Raw genomic sequence first — 17336 nt, forward strand, 5'->3', positions numbered from 1 at the left:
TAGTTACCGACAAATAAAAACCCAAAAATGGGGATTTACCCATATTCCCATTCACCAATAGTCGGGTTCATCCGGGGAATAAAATTCCCCGTCTGATAGCCAAAGTCCTCTCAAAGAGGACTAAAGAAACAAAAATGGGGATTTACCCATAGTCGGATTCATCCGACTTCCGCTATTAGACAGGGGTTTCTAACCCCTGGTTACTGTGAAAAAAACACATTTATTAGTTACCTGTGAAAAAAACACATTTATTAGTAACATTTTGTAAATGGTAATTTTCAAAAATATGTCTTTATGGAAACTGTATTATCATATCGTGTGGGCAACGAAAGAACGCCTACCTCTAATCCTCCCCAATCAAGAACCTGAACTGTACAATTATATTATTGGTAAATCCGATTCTCTTAATTGTATAGTGCATAGCATAGGCGGTATGACAGACCATATTCATGTAGTTGTTTCTATTCCTCCTACAATAGCAATTGCTGATTTTATGAAAAAAATCAAGGGTAGTAGCTCTCATTATTTAAACCAGCATTATTCTATGACATCAAAGAAATTTTATTGGCAAGAAGGATATGGTGTTTTCTCACTAGGTAGTAAGCAACTTGAACAAGCTGTTAATTATGTCAAAAATCAAAAAATACACCATTTAGAAGGAACGACTAATCCTCATTTAGAAAAAGTAGATATCAATTAATAAACGTCAAAAAAATTAGTATGATAAAAATAATTTATCCGGGGAATAAAATTCCCCGTCTGATAGCTCAAGTCCTCTCAAAGAGGACTAAAGAACCAAAAATGGGGATTCACCCATAGTCGGATTCATCCGACTTCCGCTATTAGACAGGGGTTCATCCGGGGAATAAAATTCCCCGTCTGATAGCTCAAGTCCTCTGAAAGAGGACTAAAGAACCAAAAATGGGGATTTACCCATAGTCGGATTCATCCGACTTCCGCTATTAGACAGGGGTTTCTAACCCCTGGTTACCGACAAATAAAAACCCAAAAATGGGGATTTACCCATAGTGGGATTCATCCGACTTCAGCTATTAGACAGGGGTTCATCCGGGGAATAAAATTCCCCGTCTGATAGCTCAAGTCCTCTGAAAGAGGACTAAAGAACCAAAAATGGGGATTTACCCATAGTGGGATTCATCCGACTTCAGCTATTAGACAGGGGTTCATCCGGGGAATAAAATTCCCCGTCTGATAGCTCAAGTCCTCTCAAAGAGGACTAAAGAAACAAAAATGGGGATTCACCAATAGTTCATCCGGGGAATAAAATTCCCCGTCTGATAGCCAAAGTCCTCTGAAAGAGGACTAAAGAAACAAAAATGGGGATTCACCCATAGTCGGATTGATACCAAATATTAAACAAAATACATGGAAAATAATACAACATCTCACCAAGTTAGATCACAGCTGATCACCGCTTTACAACTTGACCTTATTGGTCCGACTCCTGAAGATATAGACCACCAGGAAGAAATTCTTGATCAAGCACCATCAAAATGGTATCTTTCAGGTTTTTTAGTTCCCAGTGGTGCGCCCTTAGAACAACGGATAGATGATACAGTAAATGAGGATTTAGACCTGATGGAAGGTGGTAGCACCGCTGAAGATGAAAACGTACCAGAAAAACCCTTTGCTCAAAAAGCTTTTTTCCCATCATCTATGGGTTTAAGTTTCTTAGTTCCTCAAAATGCCAGCCAACTGAATATTACAGTACAGTGGGGTGATTACTTCCCCATTAAAGATGACCATCACCCAGAGGTTGAAACTTCATATACCCAGCTAGATATTCTCTCACCCCCAGATAAGATAGATCAGACCCCCCCAGACAAATCGGGTCAAAATTTATCGGGTCAAAATTTATCGGGATGCTGGAAACGTATACCCAAACAAGCCGATCTGACTATTCCACTCCCGGACCATCCCCCAGGCCAAGACAAAATAACTTACTCTGTACCTGACAGTGACGGTTTAAAGCTGGTTATTTCTATCCGCAATGTAGGTTACCAAGAATTAATACCAGAGGGAACCTATTCAGTTTCAGTATTTTTAGTCAATAATCGTCTGGTGACTGTAGATAAACAACGGGATATTAGTTATACCTTTCAAACAACCTTAATTATAAATACCCCAGAGCCATTAGTACCCCGTCCCAATTTACGGGGAAGAGATGACAACGATTGGGATGAAAATGTGGCAGACTTGCAATACCGTGATGATTATGAGTATGCTGTGGGTCATAACGTTTCTGCCATTTCCTTGACTAATTCTGATGGGGATTGTCATAATATTCAAACTGCTTGGATACCCACGGCAGATGTAGAAAAGGTGATAGCCAGCCCTGTGGCCAAGGTAGAATTGGGGATGGAAGCCTTAGCTAAGGCATCTACACCGGAGGCATTGCAAAATATGCTCACTCCCATGAGCGATGCTTACGCTGGGTGGATTGAAAACCAACGCCATCAATGTCCCACTGATAGCGATCGCCTGGCGTTAACCACAGCAAAACGTTTAACCGTCGCCCAGAAATTACTTGACCGGGCAGAAGTTGCCAATCAACGCATTAAAGCTGGAATCACAGCTTTACAAGACCCGGAAATATTCACAGCTTTTTCTATTGCTAATCTTACCATTGCCAGATACATCCGTCAACGGGTCACCCACGGCAAAGATATTACACCAGAGTCCGTAGAAGCCCCTAAGTGGCGACCTTTCCAGCTAGGGTTTTTATTGATGAACCTAACAGGAATAGCTGACCCGGAAACAGGCGATCGGGAATTAGTTGATTTATTATTCTTCCCCACCGGTGGCGGTAAAACCGAAGCTTACCTAGGACTTGCAGCTTTTACCCTAGTTCTTAGGCGACTACGTTACCCCGGTATCAAATCCGCTGGGTTAAGTGTCCTCATGCGTTACACCCTGCGGCTTTTAACCCTTGACCAACTGGGACGTGCTGCGGCGATGATTTGCGCCCTAGAAATAGAACGTCAAAACAACCCCCAACAGTTAGGAACCTGGCCTTTTGAAATCGGACTTTGGGTAGGACAGGGGTCTACCCCTAACCGCATGGGTAAAAAAGGCGACAATGATGATTATAGTGCCAGAAAAAGAACCCTTGATTTCCAAAAAGACGATGGCAAACCATCACCAATTCCCTTAGAAAGTTGTCCTTGGTGTGGGACTAAATTTAACCGCAATTCTTTTCAATTATACCCCAACCCTGATCATCCTACAAATCTGCGTGTATCTTGCGCCAATCGGCGCTGTCACTTTTCCAGAAATCAAGCTTTACCAATAGTCGCTGTGGATGAACCAATCTATCGCCGCTTACCTTGTTTTATCATTTCCACTGTGGATAAATTCGCCAGTTTACCTTGGGTGGGAGAAACAGGGGCGTTATTTGGCAAAGTAGACCGCTATGATGATGATGGATTTTATGGACCGACACAACCAAAGGGCGGTAAAACCCTAGGTGGTCATTTACCACCCCCAGATTTAATTATCCAAGACGAATTACATTTAATTTCCGGTCCTTTGGGAACAATGGTAGGACTATATGAAACCGCCATTGATGCTTTATGTACCCAAGAAATCAACGGGAAAAAAATTCGCCCTAAAATTGTCGCTTCCACCGCTACAGTCCGCCGCGCACATCAACAAATTCAAGCTTTATTTGGTCGCAGTGAGGTTGATATCTTCCCCCCTCCAGGCCCAGACAGACGAGATTCATTTTTTGCTAAAACTGTTTCACCAACTGTAAAAAACCCCCGGATATATGTAGGTATTGCAGCCCAAGGACGCAGTTTAAAGGTGGTATTATTACGTACTTACTTGGCATTATTAAGCGCAGCCCAGAAGCACTGGTTAGAGTTGGGAGGGAAGAAAAACCCCCATAACCCCGCCGACCCCTACATGACCCTGTTAGGTTACTTTAATTCTGTGCGGGAGTTGGGAGGAAGTCGCCGGATTATCGAAGATGAAGTTAAATCTCGTCTGTTGACTTACAGTCAACGGTTGAGAATTAATGAAACTACTGGCTTATTTGCTGACCGTAAAATTGCTGATGAAATTGAAGAATTAACTTCTCGCGTCAATACTAGCCAAGTTGCAGAGACTAAACGACACCTGGAATCAACCTTTACCCAAGCGGATAAAGTTGATGTTGTCTTAGCTACTAATATGATTTCCGTGGGTTTAGATATTACCCGCTTAGGTTTAATGGTAGTTCTGGGTCAACCCAAAACCGCTGCGGAATATATCCAAGCTACCAGTCGAGTGGGAAGGGATGAGGAGCGACCAGGGTTAGTAGTAACTTTACTCAATATTCATCGTCCCCGCGATCGCTCCCATTATGAACGTTTTGCTGCTTGGCATTCTACATTTTACCGAGCCGTAGAAGCCACCAGCGTTACCCCCTTTTCCCCCCGCGCCATTGACCGAGGGATTGCAGCCATTACCGTCGCTTTAGCACGTTTGGGACATCCCAAAATGACCCCACCAATGGGCGCTTTTGACATTGCTCAACATCGTGATCAATTACAGTTTGTCATTGACACCATAGCCCAACGCGCACAAATGCAAGAGACCGAACCTAGTCAAGCACAAGCACAAGGTGAAAAAGTCGAAAGCCGAGTTAAAGACCTACTCGATAGTTGGGAAACCATCGCCAATAACAAAACCACCTTGCAATATCAACGGGAAGTAGGCGCAGCACCCCCCCTGCTGTTTGACACCCTCGACCCCGAACGAAAAAAACAAAGTTCAGCAGCTCAGAAATTTAAAGCCCAGCGGAGTTTGCGCGATGTTGAACCAACAGTCAACATCTGGATTCCTACTCAACAAGAACTAGAGGAATAAAAATCATGAGTAAATCTGACAACAAAAGACCCCCAGCAGGAGAAATACGCCAAAGTCAAATGCTTTCCAGCTTTGGCCCCGGTTCCATGGTAGATTTACCCAACCATTCTGTAATCATCGCTGGGTTAAATCATTGGCGTGGTAAGAAAACACTGATCTATGAGCCGCGATTAGCAAGTAGAGTTGCTGAAATCTTGGGTGTCAATAGTATTCAACTCTATGCACCACCAATAGACGCAGAAAACCCCGGTGATATCCGTACAGGAGTTAAAGCTTTTATTTTCCCTGCTTGGTGTTTAGCTCAAGTTAAGGAAACTTGGGAAGACCCCAGAAATAACATCAAGGGTAAAAAAATTTATCGTACCCGCCCTTTATTACGTTGGACTGATTTAACCGGTGGTAAATATCTCGATGCTCAAAAAAAGAAAGTACCAGTTGTCCCCGTTCGCTTTGTACAAGCTTGCGTTAAAGGACATATCAGTGATATTGATTGGTCTGCTTTTGTCCATGATGGCCCTGATAAAAAATGTCGCGGTCAACTATGGTTAGATGAAGCCGGTTCTGGTAACGACTTTGCCGAAATTTATGTACGCTGCGAAGCTTGTAAAAAACGTCGCCCCCTGGCTAATGCTACTATTCCCAATGGCAAAGTATTGGGGAAATGTCAGGGACACCGCCCCTGGATTGGCCCCTCTGCTCAAGAACTTTCTTGTATTCGTGAATCTACGGGTCAACCAGAATACAATCGTTTACTAGTCAGGTCGGCGAGTAATGCCTATTTCTCCCAAGTCCTAAGCGTGATTTCCCTTCCTGACCGGGACGCACCTTTACAAAACGCTGTTAATTTAGTGTATGAAGATTTTTTACAATCTGCAGAAAGTCTCAGCGATATTCAGAGAGAACGCAAGAAACCAAAAGTAAAGACGGCGATCGAACAATTTAGCGATGAAGCCGTATGGGAAGAGGTCCAGAGGCGACAAAGTGGAGTGGAAAAACTCTATAAAAGTATTAAACAAGCAGAAATTGAAACCCTACTTTCTAGCCCTGTCGTGGGGGAAGATAAACCAGATGGTAATTTTTATGCAACTGCGCGCAGTTTGGATGATTTAACACCTGCTTTTTCTCCTCTGATTGAAAGAATTGTTTTAGTACATCGCTTACGGGAAGTGATCGCCCAGGTAGGGTTTACACGGTTTGAGGCCGAAATGCCAGATATTGATGGTGAACTAGATATTAATGTTAGGCGTGCGGCCTTGGATACTGAACCTAGTTGGGTTCCAGCCATTGAGAACAAAGGGGAGGGTGTATTTATTGCCTTTCGGACAGAAGCTATAGAAGCTTGGTTACAACGGGAATCAGTGAAAAAACGGGGACGTGAACTGTCTAGGGGGTTTGACATCTGGTGCGCCAACAAAGGTATAGACCAGGAAAAAGACAAGGTGAATTTTCCGGGTTTACCCTATATTATGCTGCATTCATTATCACATCTATTAATTATGTCTGTCTCCCTAGAATGCGGTTATGCTGCTAGTTCTATCCGTGAACGCATCTATGCTAATGAAGGGGGTTATGGTATTCTTTTATATACTGGTTCCTCCGGCTCCGAAGGAACTTTAGGGGGACTGGTAGAAGTTGGTAAACGCATTGAACACCATTTAGAAGTTGCACTAGAGCAAGGGCGATTATGTTCTAATGACCCAGTATGCGCCCAACATCGTCCTGATGATGAACAAGAGGAGCGTTTTTTACATGGTTCCGCTTGTCATGGATGCTTGCTGATTGCGGAAACATCTTGTGAGCGCGGTAATCACTTTTTAGATCGCGCTCTGGTGGTATCTACTCTGGAAGGGTTGGGAACTGAGTTTTTCTCAAATTTACTTTGAAGGGTTGACGGTTGACGGTTGACGGTTGACGGTTGACTGGTCACGGAGGTTCAATCAAAATCGCTGAAATAATGATTTTCTCGTTCCAAACCTCGGTCGCTTGCTGTATAAGAGTTTCAGCCGTTTGATGACTATGCTAAATGCCATTTCAGCCGTTAAGTTTCTTGAACCTCGGAAAGTGCCTCTAGACTTCTTACTGGGACTGTGTTTAAAATGGAAGGGTCCCCACTCGCTGGGGACATTAATCGAATGGAAACGATATCGTCTGTAGTCTAGAGGACTGGGAAGATGCCAGTCCCCACTCGCTGGGGACATTAATCGAATGGAAACCCCAATTGGTTCTTATCCACCGAAACCAGAAGTTCCGTTTGTCCCCACTCGCTGGGGACATTAATCGAATGGAAACTTTCCTCGTCACACTCAATAGACCTCCAGAACCCTTGTTCTGGGGTCCCCACTCGCTGGGGACATTAATCGAATGGAAACTGGGACTAGGTTTAGGCTTGGGTTTAGGCTTAAACGTCCCCACTCGCTGGGGACATTAATCGAATGGAAACACGACATGAAGCAGCAAGCGCTTCAGACTGCTTAACGTCCCCACTCGCTGGGGACATTAATCGAATGGAAACTGTATGGCAAAAAGAAGGAGTTATGCCTTGCTGGGAAGTCCCCACTCGCTGGGGACATTAATCGAATGGAAACACCCGTGTAAATACCCACTGTTGTAAGCAGAAAGGCGTCCCCACTCGCTGGGGACATTAATCGAATGGAAACTTTTACTCCTCCATGGGGAGTCATCGAAAGGGGCGGCGTGTCCCCACTCGCTGGGGACATTAATCGAATGGAAACGATACCCTAAGGGTTGCAGAATATCCTCGACCTGTCTTGTCCCCACTCGCTGGGGACATTAATCGAATGGAAACTACCCCTAGGTACAGCAGTCCCTCAACTATCGTCAAAGGTCCCCACTCGCTGGGGACATTAATCGAATGGAAACTGAACGAGTAGTCACACGTCTTGACAGATAATATTGTCCCCACTCGCTGGGGACATTAATCGAATGGAAACCTTTTGCTTTTTTCTTTGAAGAGCACTTGCGGCTGTCCCCACTCGCTGGGGACATTAATCGAATGGAAACTCGAGATATTCCCCGGTTTCAATGTCATATATCCGGGTGTCCCCACTCGCTGGGGACATTAATCGAATGGAAACCTGGTGATAAAAACACCATGCTTTGGGGGTTCCAGTCCCCACTCCCTGGGGACACCAATCAAATAAAAACAAACAGGCTACGCCGTCTGTGCATCCCCAACCGCCCGGAAATCAATTTCCGGGCTAATAGCGGAAATCGGTTGAAACCGATTAGAAATTGTCTGAATATTTTCATCCTAATGGAAACACTACGCTGCTAACGCTCAAATACGGAACTTTTAGGTGTCCCCACTCCCCGGGGACACCAATCAAATAAAAACAAACAGGCTACGCGCCTGTACATCCCCACCCACCCGGAAATCAATTTCCGGGCTAATAGCGGAAATCGGTTGAAACCGATTAGAAATCGCCTCAATATTTTCATCAATCCTATTGGGAGGATTTTTGCTTTCAGACGGGGAATTCATTCCCCGGACTGGTTGAACACTGCCTGTGTATCCCCACCCACCCGGAAATCAATTTCCGGGCTAATAGCGGAAATCGGTTGAAACCGATTAGAAATCCCATGAATATTTTCATCAATCCTATTGGGAGGATTTTTGCTTTCAGACGGGGAATTTATTCCCCGGACTGGTTGAACCGATAATCAATTCATTGTATTGCTTCCAGCTACAATACAATATAATAAGATAACACTCCTCACAAGCAAAATATGACACTAACTGAATTACTACCATCAATTCAACAACTTTCAGCATCCGAAAAGCTCAAATTAATTCGCATTCTTGCAGAAGAGTTAGACTCTACAGAAGATATTTCTCCCTTAGAACCATTCAAAACATATTACCTAGCAACTCCTGATAACAGCTTCGGTGCTGGAAAAATCCTCATGGAACAACTAAATCAGTCTATTGCTAATGATTAACTTTTATGCGGTTGAAATATTCAACAACAGATCCCAGTCAAAATGAATTTGATAGCTTACCCAGACTTCCATTAATTTTACGTAAAGGTGATCAAATAATAGAAGTGTTGGGTTTAGTAGATAGTGGTGCTACTATAAACGTTTTACCTTATGAAATAGGGCTTCAGTTAGGGGGAATCTGGGATAGTAGAAAGGCAATTATCCAATTAGCAGGTAATCTCAGTCAAGCAGCTATGCCATTTTTTGCTACTGCTGAAATAGGTGAATTTCCATCAGTTAATTTAGCTTTTGCATGGGTGAATAAACCAAATACACCCTTAATTTTGGGACAAACTAATTTCTTTATGGAATTTGATGTTTGTTTCTATCGTTCAAAACTTGAATTTGAGATCAAACCTAAATCGTAGTAAAATAACCTCTTATGTTCCTACAAGAACCGAAAGAAAAAGCTTGTAAATTATCCCAGAGCGATCGCTTACAGTGAGGTTCCCACTCCCTGGGGACACTATTTGAATGGAAACGGGTTAGAGGTAGAATTTGAGTTTGAGTTTGCGTTTCCGCCTGTGTATCCCCACCCACCCGGAAATCAATTTCCGGGCTAATAGCGGAAATCGGTTGAAACCGATTAGAAATCCCATGAATATTTTCATCAATCCTCTTCAGAGGATTTTTGCTTTCAGACGGGGAATTTATTCCCCGGACTTTCAAACGGGAAATTTATTCCCCGGACTTTCAGACCGGGAATTTATTCCCCGGATTGTTTACCAAAAAATGTATAATACTCCTGTGTTGGTTATAACCAAAACCTTCTCACCTTTTTTTATATAACAGCACGTGGAGGTTACCAAAAGCCAGTGACTGACCTTGCAGCGGGGGAAATCGTCCGGGTGCGATCGCGCCAATACCTAATTGAGGATGTGGTATTTCCATCCACCCCAGCAGAAAATACTTTAGTTTCCCTGTCATGTTTAGAAGATGATGCACTAGGGGAAAAACTAGAGGTACTGTGGGAGAAAGAAATTGATGCCAAACTCATAGGTAAAACCTCATGGGAAATTATAGCCCATCGGGGCTTTGATAGTCCCGGGCTATTTTCTGCCTATCTCCATACTCTGCGCTGGAATTGCGTCACCTCAACGGATCCAAAACTCTTTCAAGCACCATATAGAGCGGGTATTGAAGTCAAAGCGTACCAACTCGAACCCCTGCGCAAAGCCTTATTAATGCCGAGAGTGGGTTTATTTATTGCGGATGATGTGGGTTTAGGTAAAACCATAGAAGCCGGGTTAATTCTGCGGGAAATGTTGATGCGGCAAAAAGTCCGGCGGGTGGTGATTTCCTGTCCGCCCTCAGTGGTGCGACAATGGCAACAAGAAATGGAAAGCCGCTTTGGGTTAACCTTGATAATTTTTGATCGGGAATTTATGGCTAGTCGTCGTCAAGAACGCGGCTATGGGATTAACCCTTGGACAACTCACAACCGCTTTATTATTTCCCATGCTTTATTACGAGATGAAACCTATGCTGCACCTTTGCGAGATTGGTTAGGAGATTTCAGCGGTGGGTCGATGTTGATTCTGGATGAAGCCCATAACGCCGCCCCTGCGAGTGGGTCGAGATATGCTGTAGACTCCCAACTAACCAGAACCCTCCGGGATATCGCCCCCAGATTTGAACATAAACTGTTTCTCTCAGCTACGCCCCACAATGGACATTCTAACAGCTTTGCAGCATTGTTAGAAATTCTTGACCCTCAAAGATTTTGTCGCGGCGTACCAGTGCGCGATCGCCAACTGTTAGATACAGTCATGGTCAGAAGATTAAAACAAGACCTGCGAGAAATTGGCGAAGAATTTCCCGAACGGCGAGTAATACCTATTATTATTGATCACCTCCCAGAAAACGCCCCAGAATTGCAACTCTCACGCTTACTGCAAGAATATCGCCACCTGCGGGAAGAAAGACTAAAAACAGCATCTAAATCTAGTCAAAATGCCGCCATGCTGGTAATTACTTCCCTACAAAAGCGGTTGCTATCTTCCATAGAAGCATTTGCACGGACTTTAAAAGTCCATCGGGCGGCTGTGGTTCGACTCCGCTCACCAACCATGGAAAAGAAAATTACTCACCATGTAAGTCAAATAGATAACTTACCCTTGCTGCGGGAAACCCCCGACGCAGACGATGAACGGGCGGAATTACCAGAGGAAGAAATTCAAGCAGAGGAAGATAGCCAAGTAACATTAGCTACTGCAAACGCTGTGAATATAGGGTTAAGCAGTCGGGAATGGGAAATTTTAGAGCAGATGACCGACATCGCCAACCAAGCCAGATATGAACCAGACCCACGGGTAAAGGAGTTAGAAGCTTGGATTAAAGAACATCTGTGCCCCAACTTAGGTCAACCTAACGCCCCTTGGCTAAATAGAAGAGTCATTATATTTACTGAATATATAGACACCAAAAACTACCTAAAACAACAACTAGAAGCAGCCATTACTGGCTCCCATAGAGACACACAACGGCTAGATGTATTTCATGGCGGGATTATTGGGGAAGAGCGCCGGGATGTGATCAAAAATGCCTTCAACGCCGACCCCGCCCATCATCCCCTGCGGATTCTCATTGCTACCGACGCAGCGCGGGAAGGGGTAAACCTGCAAAACAACTGTGCGGATCTGTTCCATTTTGATATACCTTGGAACCCTTCGAGAATGGAACAGCGCAACGGACGGATTGACAGAAAATTACAGAGAGCGCCTGTAGTTAACTGTTACTACTTTGTGTTAGCTCAACGCCCAGAGGACCAAGTATTAAAAGTATTGGTGAAAAAAACCCAAACCATTCACCAAGAACTAGGAATCCTTTCACCGGTACTACAGAAAAACCTATCCCAGTTACTAGAAACTGGGATTCGCCACCATCAACTCAATAATATTACTGCTGCTATAGAAAAAGCTGATTTACCCAACTCACAAATAACTAACACCGAACTGGAAGCAAATCGACAGCGCAGGGAACAGTTAACCCAGCAATTATCCCAACTACAAGAGATGCTGAAAAAATCCCGGGATTGGTTAGGACTAAGTGACGAACATTTCCGCCAGGCGATTTCTGCTTCATTAGAAATGCTAGGTAAAACAGCTCTCACAGCTGTAGACCCAGCAGAAGTAATTCAAGACTCCGCAACCGCACGCTGGAAACTCCCAGAACTTGACCAAAGCGCAGACCCCACATGGGTTAATACCTTAGACACCTTAAGAACCCCACGCCAAAAAGCACAGAAACCATGGGAATGGCGCAAGGAGTCCCCCATCCGTCCGGTAGTATTTCGCGACCCTGGTTCTTTAGATGGGGAAGTTGTACACCTCCACCTAGAACATCGGGTAGTTCAGCGATTGTTAGGTAGATTTTTATCCCAAGGATTTTTACATGATGAATTAACTCGTGCTTGTGTGTGTCTCACAGATGACCCCATGACTAAAATTATCGCCCTGGGACGCTTATCAATTTATGGAGAGGGAGCATCACGGTTACATGATGAAGTAATTACAGTCGCGGCCGAATGGTCTGACCCGGTAACCAGGGGAAGGAAGAAATTACAACCCCTCAAAGAAGGGGAAAAAGACGACGTATTGAAGTTATTAGAAACCTCCTTAGTAGCGCCGCGCTTGCAAAAAGTACCAGAAACAGTTAAACAGATATTACAAAAAAATGCCGACCAAGATATCGCCGCATTAATTCCCCATTTAGAACGACGGGGGGAAGATTTAGCCCAAAGAGCGCAGAAGAAGTTAACCGCACGGGGTCAAGCAGAAGCAGCGCAAATGAAGAAAATTTTAGAAGCACAACAGCAGCGCATTCAAGAACATCAAGGAGAAATTACACAGAAAAAAGCTATTCAGTTAAGTATTCCCTATGCAGAATTTCCCGCGCAGGAAAAACAGCAATTAGAAGCAGACCTTCGCTACTGGGAAAAACGACTCCAGGGACTTGCTGAAGAAATTAATTCTGAACCCGGACGTATTGAAGCTTCTTACCAAGTCAAAGCGATGCGCATTGAACCGGTGGGATTAATTTATTTATGGCCGGTTTCCGGTTGAGGGGTGTAAACTTTGATGAAAGATAGAGAAATTCAACAACATAAAGAATGGTTGGGCTTTTTACAACCAGTGGGGTTAGTGGTCTCCCCCATCGCATTAAATAATTTACAAGTTTCGGTAAATCGTAATGTTGTGGAGTTACAGCAGCGTTTAAATAGCATAGTTACACCGCTCATTGCTGAGTTTGCTAAGTTTACCCAAGAAATTTTAGGTTGGGAACCTACGGATTTAGTTCCCGCTCCTGATGATTTGGTGGTATCCCTCCCGGAATATGGGGAAATTTTAAAACCTACCTATGGTGTCCCTGACCCGGATCATAGGGGTTGGCTGATGTTAGTCCAGGTAATTTCACCAGGTATAGATTTAGATAGGGTGAGGGAAGATACCACATCAACAGGGTGGCGAGCCAGCCCCCAAGCTAAGTTTGAGCGACTGTTACGAGAACAAGATATACCTGTGGGTATATTATGTAATGGTAGTCATTTACGCTTGGTCTATGCGCCTAGGGGAGAATCTTCGGGATACCTAACCTTTCCTGTACAGGCTATGTGCGAAGTGTCGGGACGGTTGATCTTAGGTGCGATGCATATGTTATTAGAAGAACAGCGAGTGTTCAATGGACCGACGGAACGCCGGTTACTAGCCTTGTTGGAAAATAGCCGCAAGTATCAAAATGAGGTTTCTACTAAGTTATCGGCACAGGTACTTGATGCTCTATGGGATTTGTTGCGGGGGTTCCAATCTGCGAATGTAGCTGCTAAGGGCAGGTTATTTGATGACATTGCTAAAAATAATTCTCAATATATTTACGGAGGACTAATTACAGTCTTGCTGCGGTTGGTGTTTCTGTTATATGCAGAAGATGAGGGATTAATGCCCCAAGATAGGATTTATATCAGCAATTATTCAGTTACAGGACTATATGAACGCTTGCGTACAGATGCGGGTAATTACCCTGATACAATGGATCAGCGTTATGGTGCTTGGGCGTGGTTACTGAGTTTATTTCGCCTGGTTCACGATGGGGGTAGTCATGGTGATTTATATTTACCACCACGAGCGGGACAACTGTTTGACCCCGATGAGTACCCATTCCTGGAAGGTCGCAGTTTATTAAATTCTCACTTATTAAATTCTCACTTACCATCGCAGATTGAACCGCCGCGGGTGTCTGATGGGGTAGTGTATCGAATCCTAGATAAGTTACTAGTACTAGATGGCGATCGCCTATCCTATCGCGCCTTGGATGTGGAACAAATCGGCTCAGTCTATGAAGGGGTCATGGGTTATGAAGTTGAACAAGCAACCTCCCGTTCAATTGGTGTGTGGAGTAAACCCAATGGCGCAAAACATTCTGTAACCGTGGTGGTGAGTGTAGAAGAGATTTTGCACACCCCAGCTAACAACCGGGGAAAGTATTTACAGGAGGTTGCTGGGTGTGAGGTTTCCGGTAAATCATTAACTGAGTTAAAACAAGCTCAAACAGCACAAGATGTAATTGCATCTCTAGGTCAAAAAATATCTCCCCAAACCCCTAGCTTATTACCTCCTGGTTCCCTATATTTGCAACCGGGGGAAGAACGGCGTAGCAGTGGTTCTCACTACACACCGCGATCGCTCACAGAATCAATAGTTAAAGAAACTCTTAGACCGGTTTTAGAGTCTTTGGGAGCTAACCCCACTCCTGAGCAAATATTGGATTTAAAGGTATGTGACCCTGCTATGGGTTCCGGTGCTTTTTTGGTAGAAGCTTGTCGCCAATTAGCAGAAAAGCTAGTGGAAGCTTGGGACAAAAACCCTGGTTCAACCACAGTATCTTCTAATGAAGAACCTTTAGTTTGCGCTCGACGATTAATTGCAGAACGGTGTTTGTATGGGGTTGATAAAAATCCTTTTGCGGTAACTTTGGGCAAAATATCTATATGGTTGGTGACCTTTGCAGATAATTATCCTCTAACTTTTTTAGACCACTGTCTTAAGTCTGGTGATTCTTTGGTTGGTTTAACTCAAGACCAGATTAAACGGTTTACTTGGGAGAGCGATCGCACCTATGATGACCCGGATTTGTCGCTGTTAAATCAACAATTATCCAAGTCTAGATTTAACCGAGATGAAATACACCGACTAAGAGATGACGATTACCAGTCTAAACAGCAATGTTACCAAGCATCAGAGGACTTATTAACTGATAGTCGGGTTAAGGCTGATATGGCGATCGCTGCTTTCTTTGGTGCGGGTAAACCTAAAGCTAGGAAGGTCAAAACAGATGAGTTATTTCAAAAGTATTTCCGGTGGCGACAAAACCCAGAAAACAATACGGAGGTAATGGAGATTAGCCAAGGTTTACGTTCTCAAGAGAAACCTGTAATCCCATTCAACTGGGAGTTAGAGTTCCCAGAGGTATTTAACCGTCCTAACCCTGGTTTTGATGCGATCGTGGGTAATCCTCCGTTTGCGGGGAAAAATACAACTATCAACGCTAACGCCCTCGGTTACTTAGATTGGTTAAAGGTGGTTCACCCGGAATCCCATGGTAACTCAGATTTAGCGGCTCACTTTTTCCGACGTGCTTTTACCCTCCTGAGAAAAAACGGGACTTTTGGATTAATCGCCACTAACACCATCTCCCAGGGTGACACCCGCTATACAGGGTTAAGATACATCTGTGAAAACGGCGGGACGATTTATAACGCCACCAAGCGGTTAAAATGGCCTGGTGTTGCGGCGGTGGTTGTTAGCATTGTTCATGTAATTAAGGGGGAATATGGACGGGTTAATCAAGATGTCAATATGCGATCGGCTCAACGAGAAGGGGGAATAGATTCGCGCTCGGTTCAACCAGACCGGGGAATAAATTCCCCGTCTGAAAGCGAAAATCCTCTGAAGAGGATTGATGGAGATGTTGATACAATTTCTATTTCTGCTATTAGACCGGAAATTGATTTGCGGGCGGGTGATGGGGTATTTTTAGATGGTAAACCTGTTAATCATATTTCTGCTTTTCTGTTTAAAGCACCGGGTAATAATAACCCTAAGACGCTGTTAGCTAATGCGGGTAAAAGTTTTCAGGGGTCTATTGTTCTGGGTATGGGCTTTACCTTTGATGATACTAACCCCAACGCGACACCCATTAGTGAGATGCACTGGTTAATTGAGTCTAACCCTAAAAATCAAGAGTGTATTTTCCCTTATATTGGGGGTGAAGAGGTTAATTCTAGTCCTACCCATGCTTATCACCGTTATGTGATTAATTTTGGTGATATGAGTGAACAGGAAGCTAGGAATTATCCTGATTTAATGGCGATCGTGGAGACTAAGGTTAAGCCTGAGAGGGAGAAGCTAGGAAATAACGTTGATGCAATGATACGTAAAAAAAATTGGTGGCTATGGGGTCGATACACACCTGCTTTATTTAATGCGATCGCACCTCTTAACCGCGTGTTAGTAACTAACGCTCAAGCATCAAATCATCTATTATTTATTTTTTACCAAACTAAAGTTGTTTTTGCAAATAGTTTAAATGTCTTTCCCTATGAAACATATTCAACCTTTACTGTCCTCCAATCTCACATCCATGAGATATGGGCGAGATTTTTTAGTTCATCAATGAAGAATGATTTACGCTATAATCCCTCCGATTGCTTTGAAACATTTCCATTCCCTGAGAACTGGGAACATGACCCCAATTTAGAATCTGTAGGGGCTGAATATTACCAGTATCGTGCTGAGTTAATGGTACGCAACAATGAGGGGTTAACTAAGACTTATAACCGGTTCCATGACCCGAATAACTTGGAATCTGAGATTCTTAAGCTTAGGGAGTTACACATGGCGATGGATAAGGCGGTTATAGCAGCTTATGGGTGGTTTGACTTAAAGCCCCAGTATGAGTTTATTCTGGACTATGAGGATGAGGAGGATTCTAATAAGCGTAAAAAGCCGTGGCGTTATCGTTATCCTGATGACTTGCGGGATGAGGTATTGGCTAGGTTAATACGGTTGAATGGCGATCAATATGAGTTAGAAATCTTAGGGGGTAAAGGTGTAGATAAACCCAAACCCCAAGGAAAGACTAAAAAGACTGCTAAAAAAAAACCCAACCCGTTGCAGAAACATTAAGCTTGTTCCCTGATGAAAATAATTTATCTGGGGAATGAAATTCCCCGTCTGATAGATTCATCCTAAAAAACCAGAAATGGGGATTCACCCATATTCGCATTTACCCATAGTTCATCCGGGGAATAAAATTCCCCGTCTGATAGCTCAAGTCCTCTGAAAGAGGACTAAAGAAACAAAAATAGGGATTTACCCATAGTCGGATTCATCCGGGGAATAAAATTCCCCGTCTGATAGCTCAAGTCCTCTGAAAGAGGACTAAAGAAACAAAAATAGGGATTTACC

The 17336-nt window shown here is 43.8% G+C and carries 9 protein-coding genes and 1 CRISPR repeat array; of the genes, 8 read left to right on the forward strand and 1 reads right to left on the reverse strand.

What is annotated here, in order from left to right; translation table 11 throughout:
* Nucleotides 1–286 precede the first annotated feature (286 nt).
* The 3 genes from tnpA to NWP21_RS12210 all read left to right on the forward strand — a co-directional run bounded on the left by tnpA (nucleotide 287) and on the right by NWP21_RS12210 (nucleotide 6755).
* Nucleotides 287–700, forward strand: coding sequence for an IS200/IS605 family transposase (gene tnpA, locus NWP21_RS12200; RefSeq protein WP_280792919.1), 414 nt, complete (start codon nucleotides 287–289; stop codon nucleotides 698–700).
* Nucleotides 701–1386: 686 nt separating this feature from the next.
* Nucleotides 1387–4872 (forward strand): DISARM system helicase DrmA, encoded by a 3486-nt coding sequence (gene drmA, locus NWP21_RS12205; RefSeq protein ID WP_280792920.1) that lies wholly within the window; start codon nucleotides 1387–1389, stop codon nucleotides 4870–4872.
* A 5-nt stretch (nucleotides 4873–4877) separates the two neighbouring features.
* Entirely contained in the window at nucleotides 4878–6755 is a 1878-nt protein-coding gene (locus tag NWP21_RS12210; protein ID WP_280792921.1) for a DUF1998 domain-containing protein, read from the forward strand.
* Nucleotides 6756–6976: 221 nt separating this feature from the next.
* A CRISPR array of direct repeats spans nucleotides 6977–8037; the repeat unit is 36 nt; unit sequence GTCCCCACTCGCTGGGGACATTAATCGAATGGAAAC.
* Between the two features lie 178 nt (nucleotides 8038–8215).
* Here NWP21_RS12210 and NWP21_RS12215 read toward each other — a convergent pair.
* Nucleotides 8216–8374: a hypothetical protein gene (locus NWP21_RS12215; RefSeq protein WP_280792922.1), complete on the reverse strand. Its 159-nt coding sequence runs from the start codon at nucleotides 8372–8374 to the stop codon at nucleotides 8216–8218.
* Nucleotides 8375–8619: 245 nt separating this feature from the next.
* On the opposite strand from NWP21_RS12215, the gene NWP21_RS12220 reads away from it, so the two are divergent.
* The 5 genes from NWP21_RS12220 (at nucleotide 8620) to NWP21_RS12240 (ending at nucleotide 17054) form a co-directional block, all read left to right on the forward strand.
* Complete coding sequence (locus NWP21_RS12220) at nucleotides 8620–8832, forward strand: hypothetical protein (protein WP_200987545.1); 213 nt, start codon at nucleotides 8620–8622, stop codon at nucleotides 8830–8832.
* A gap of 5 nt (nucleotides 8833–8837) precedes the next feature.
* Entirely contained in the window at nucleotides 8838–9239 is a 402-nt protein-coding gene (locus tag NWP21_RS12225) for a hypothetical protein (RefSeq protein WP_280792923.1), read from the forward strand.
* A gap of 130 nt (nucleotides 9240–9369) precedes the next feature.
* Nucleotides 9370–9660, forward strand: a complete 291-nt coding sequence (locus NWP21_RS12230) for a hypothetical protein (protein ID WP_280792924.1) — start codon at nucleotides 9370–9372, stop codon at nucleotides 9658–9660.
* Between the two features lie 26 nt (nucleotides 9661–9686).
* Nucleotides 9687–12935, forward strand: coding sequence for a DISARM system SNF2-like helicase DrmD (gene drmD, locus NWP21_RS12235; protein WP_280792925.1), 3249 nt, complete (start codon nucleotides 9687–9689; stop codon nucleotides 12933–12935).
* A gap of 15 nt (nucleotides 12936–12950) precedes the next feature.
* Nucleotides 12951–17054 carry a DNA methyltransferase gene (locus NWP21_RS12240; RefSeq protein ID WP_348519777.1) on the forward strand — a complete coding sequence of 1368 codons (4104 nt, stop codon included), beginning with the start codon at nucleotides 12951–12953 and terminating at the stop codon, nucleotides 17052–17054.
* Nucleotides 17055–17336 lie beyond the last annotated feature (282 nt).

Source organism: Anabaenopsis sp. FSS-46, from assembly GCF_029891665.1.
GTDB classification, from domain to species: domain Bacteria; phylum Cyanobacteriota; class Cyanobacteriia; order Cyanobacteriales; family Nostocaceae; genus Anabaenopsis; species Anabaenopsis arnoldii.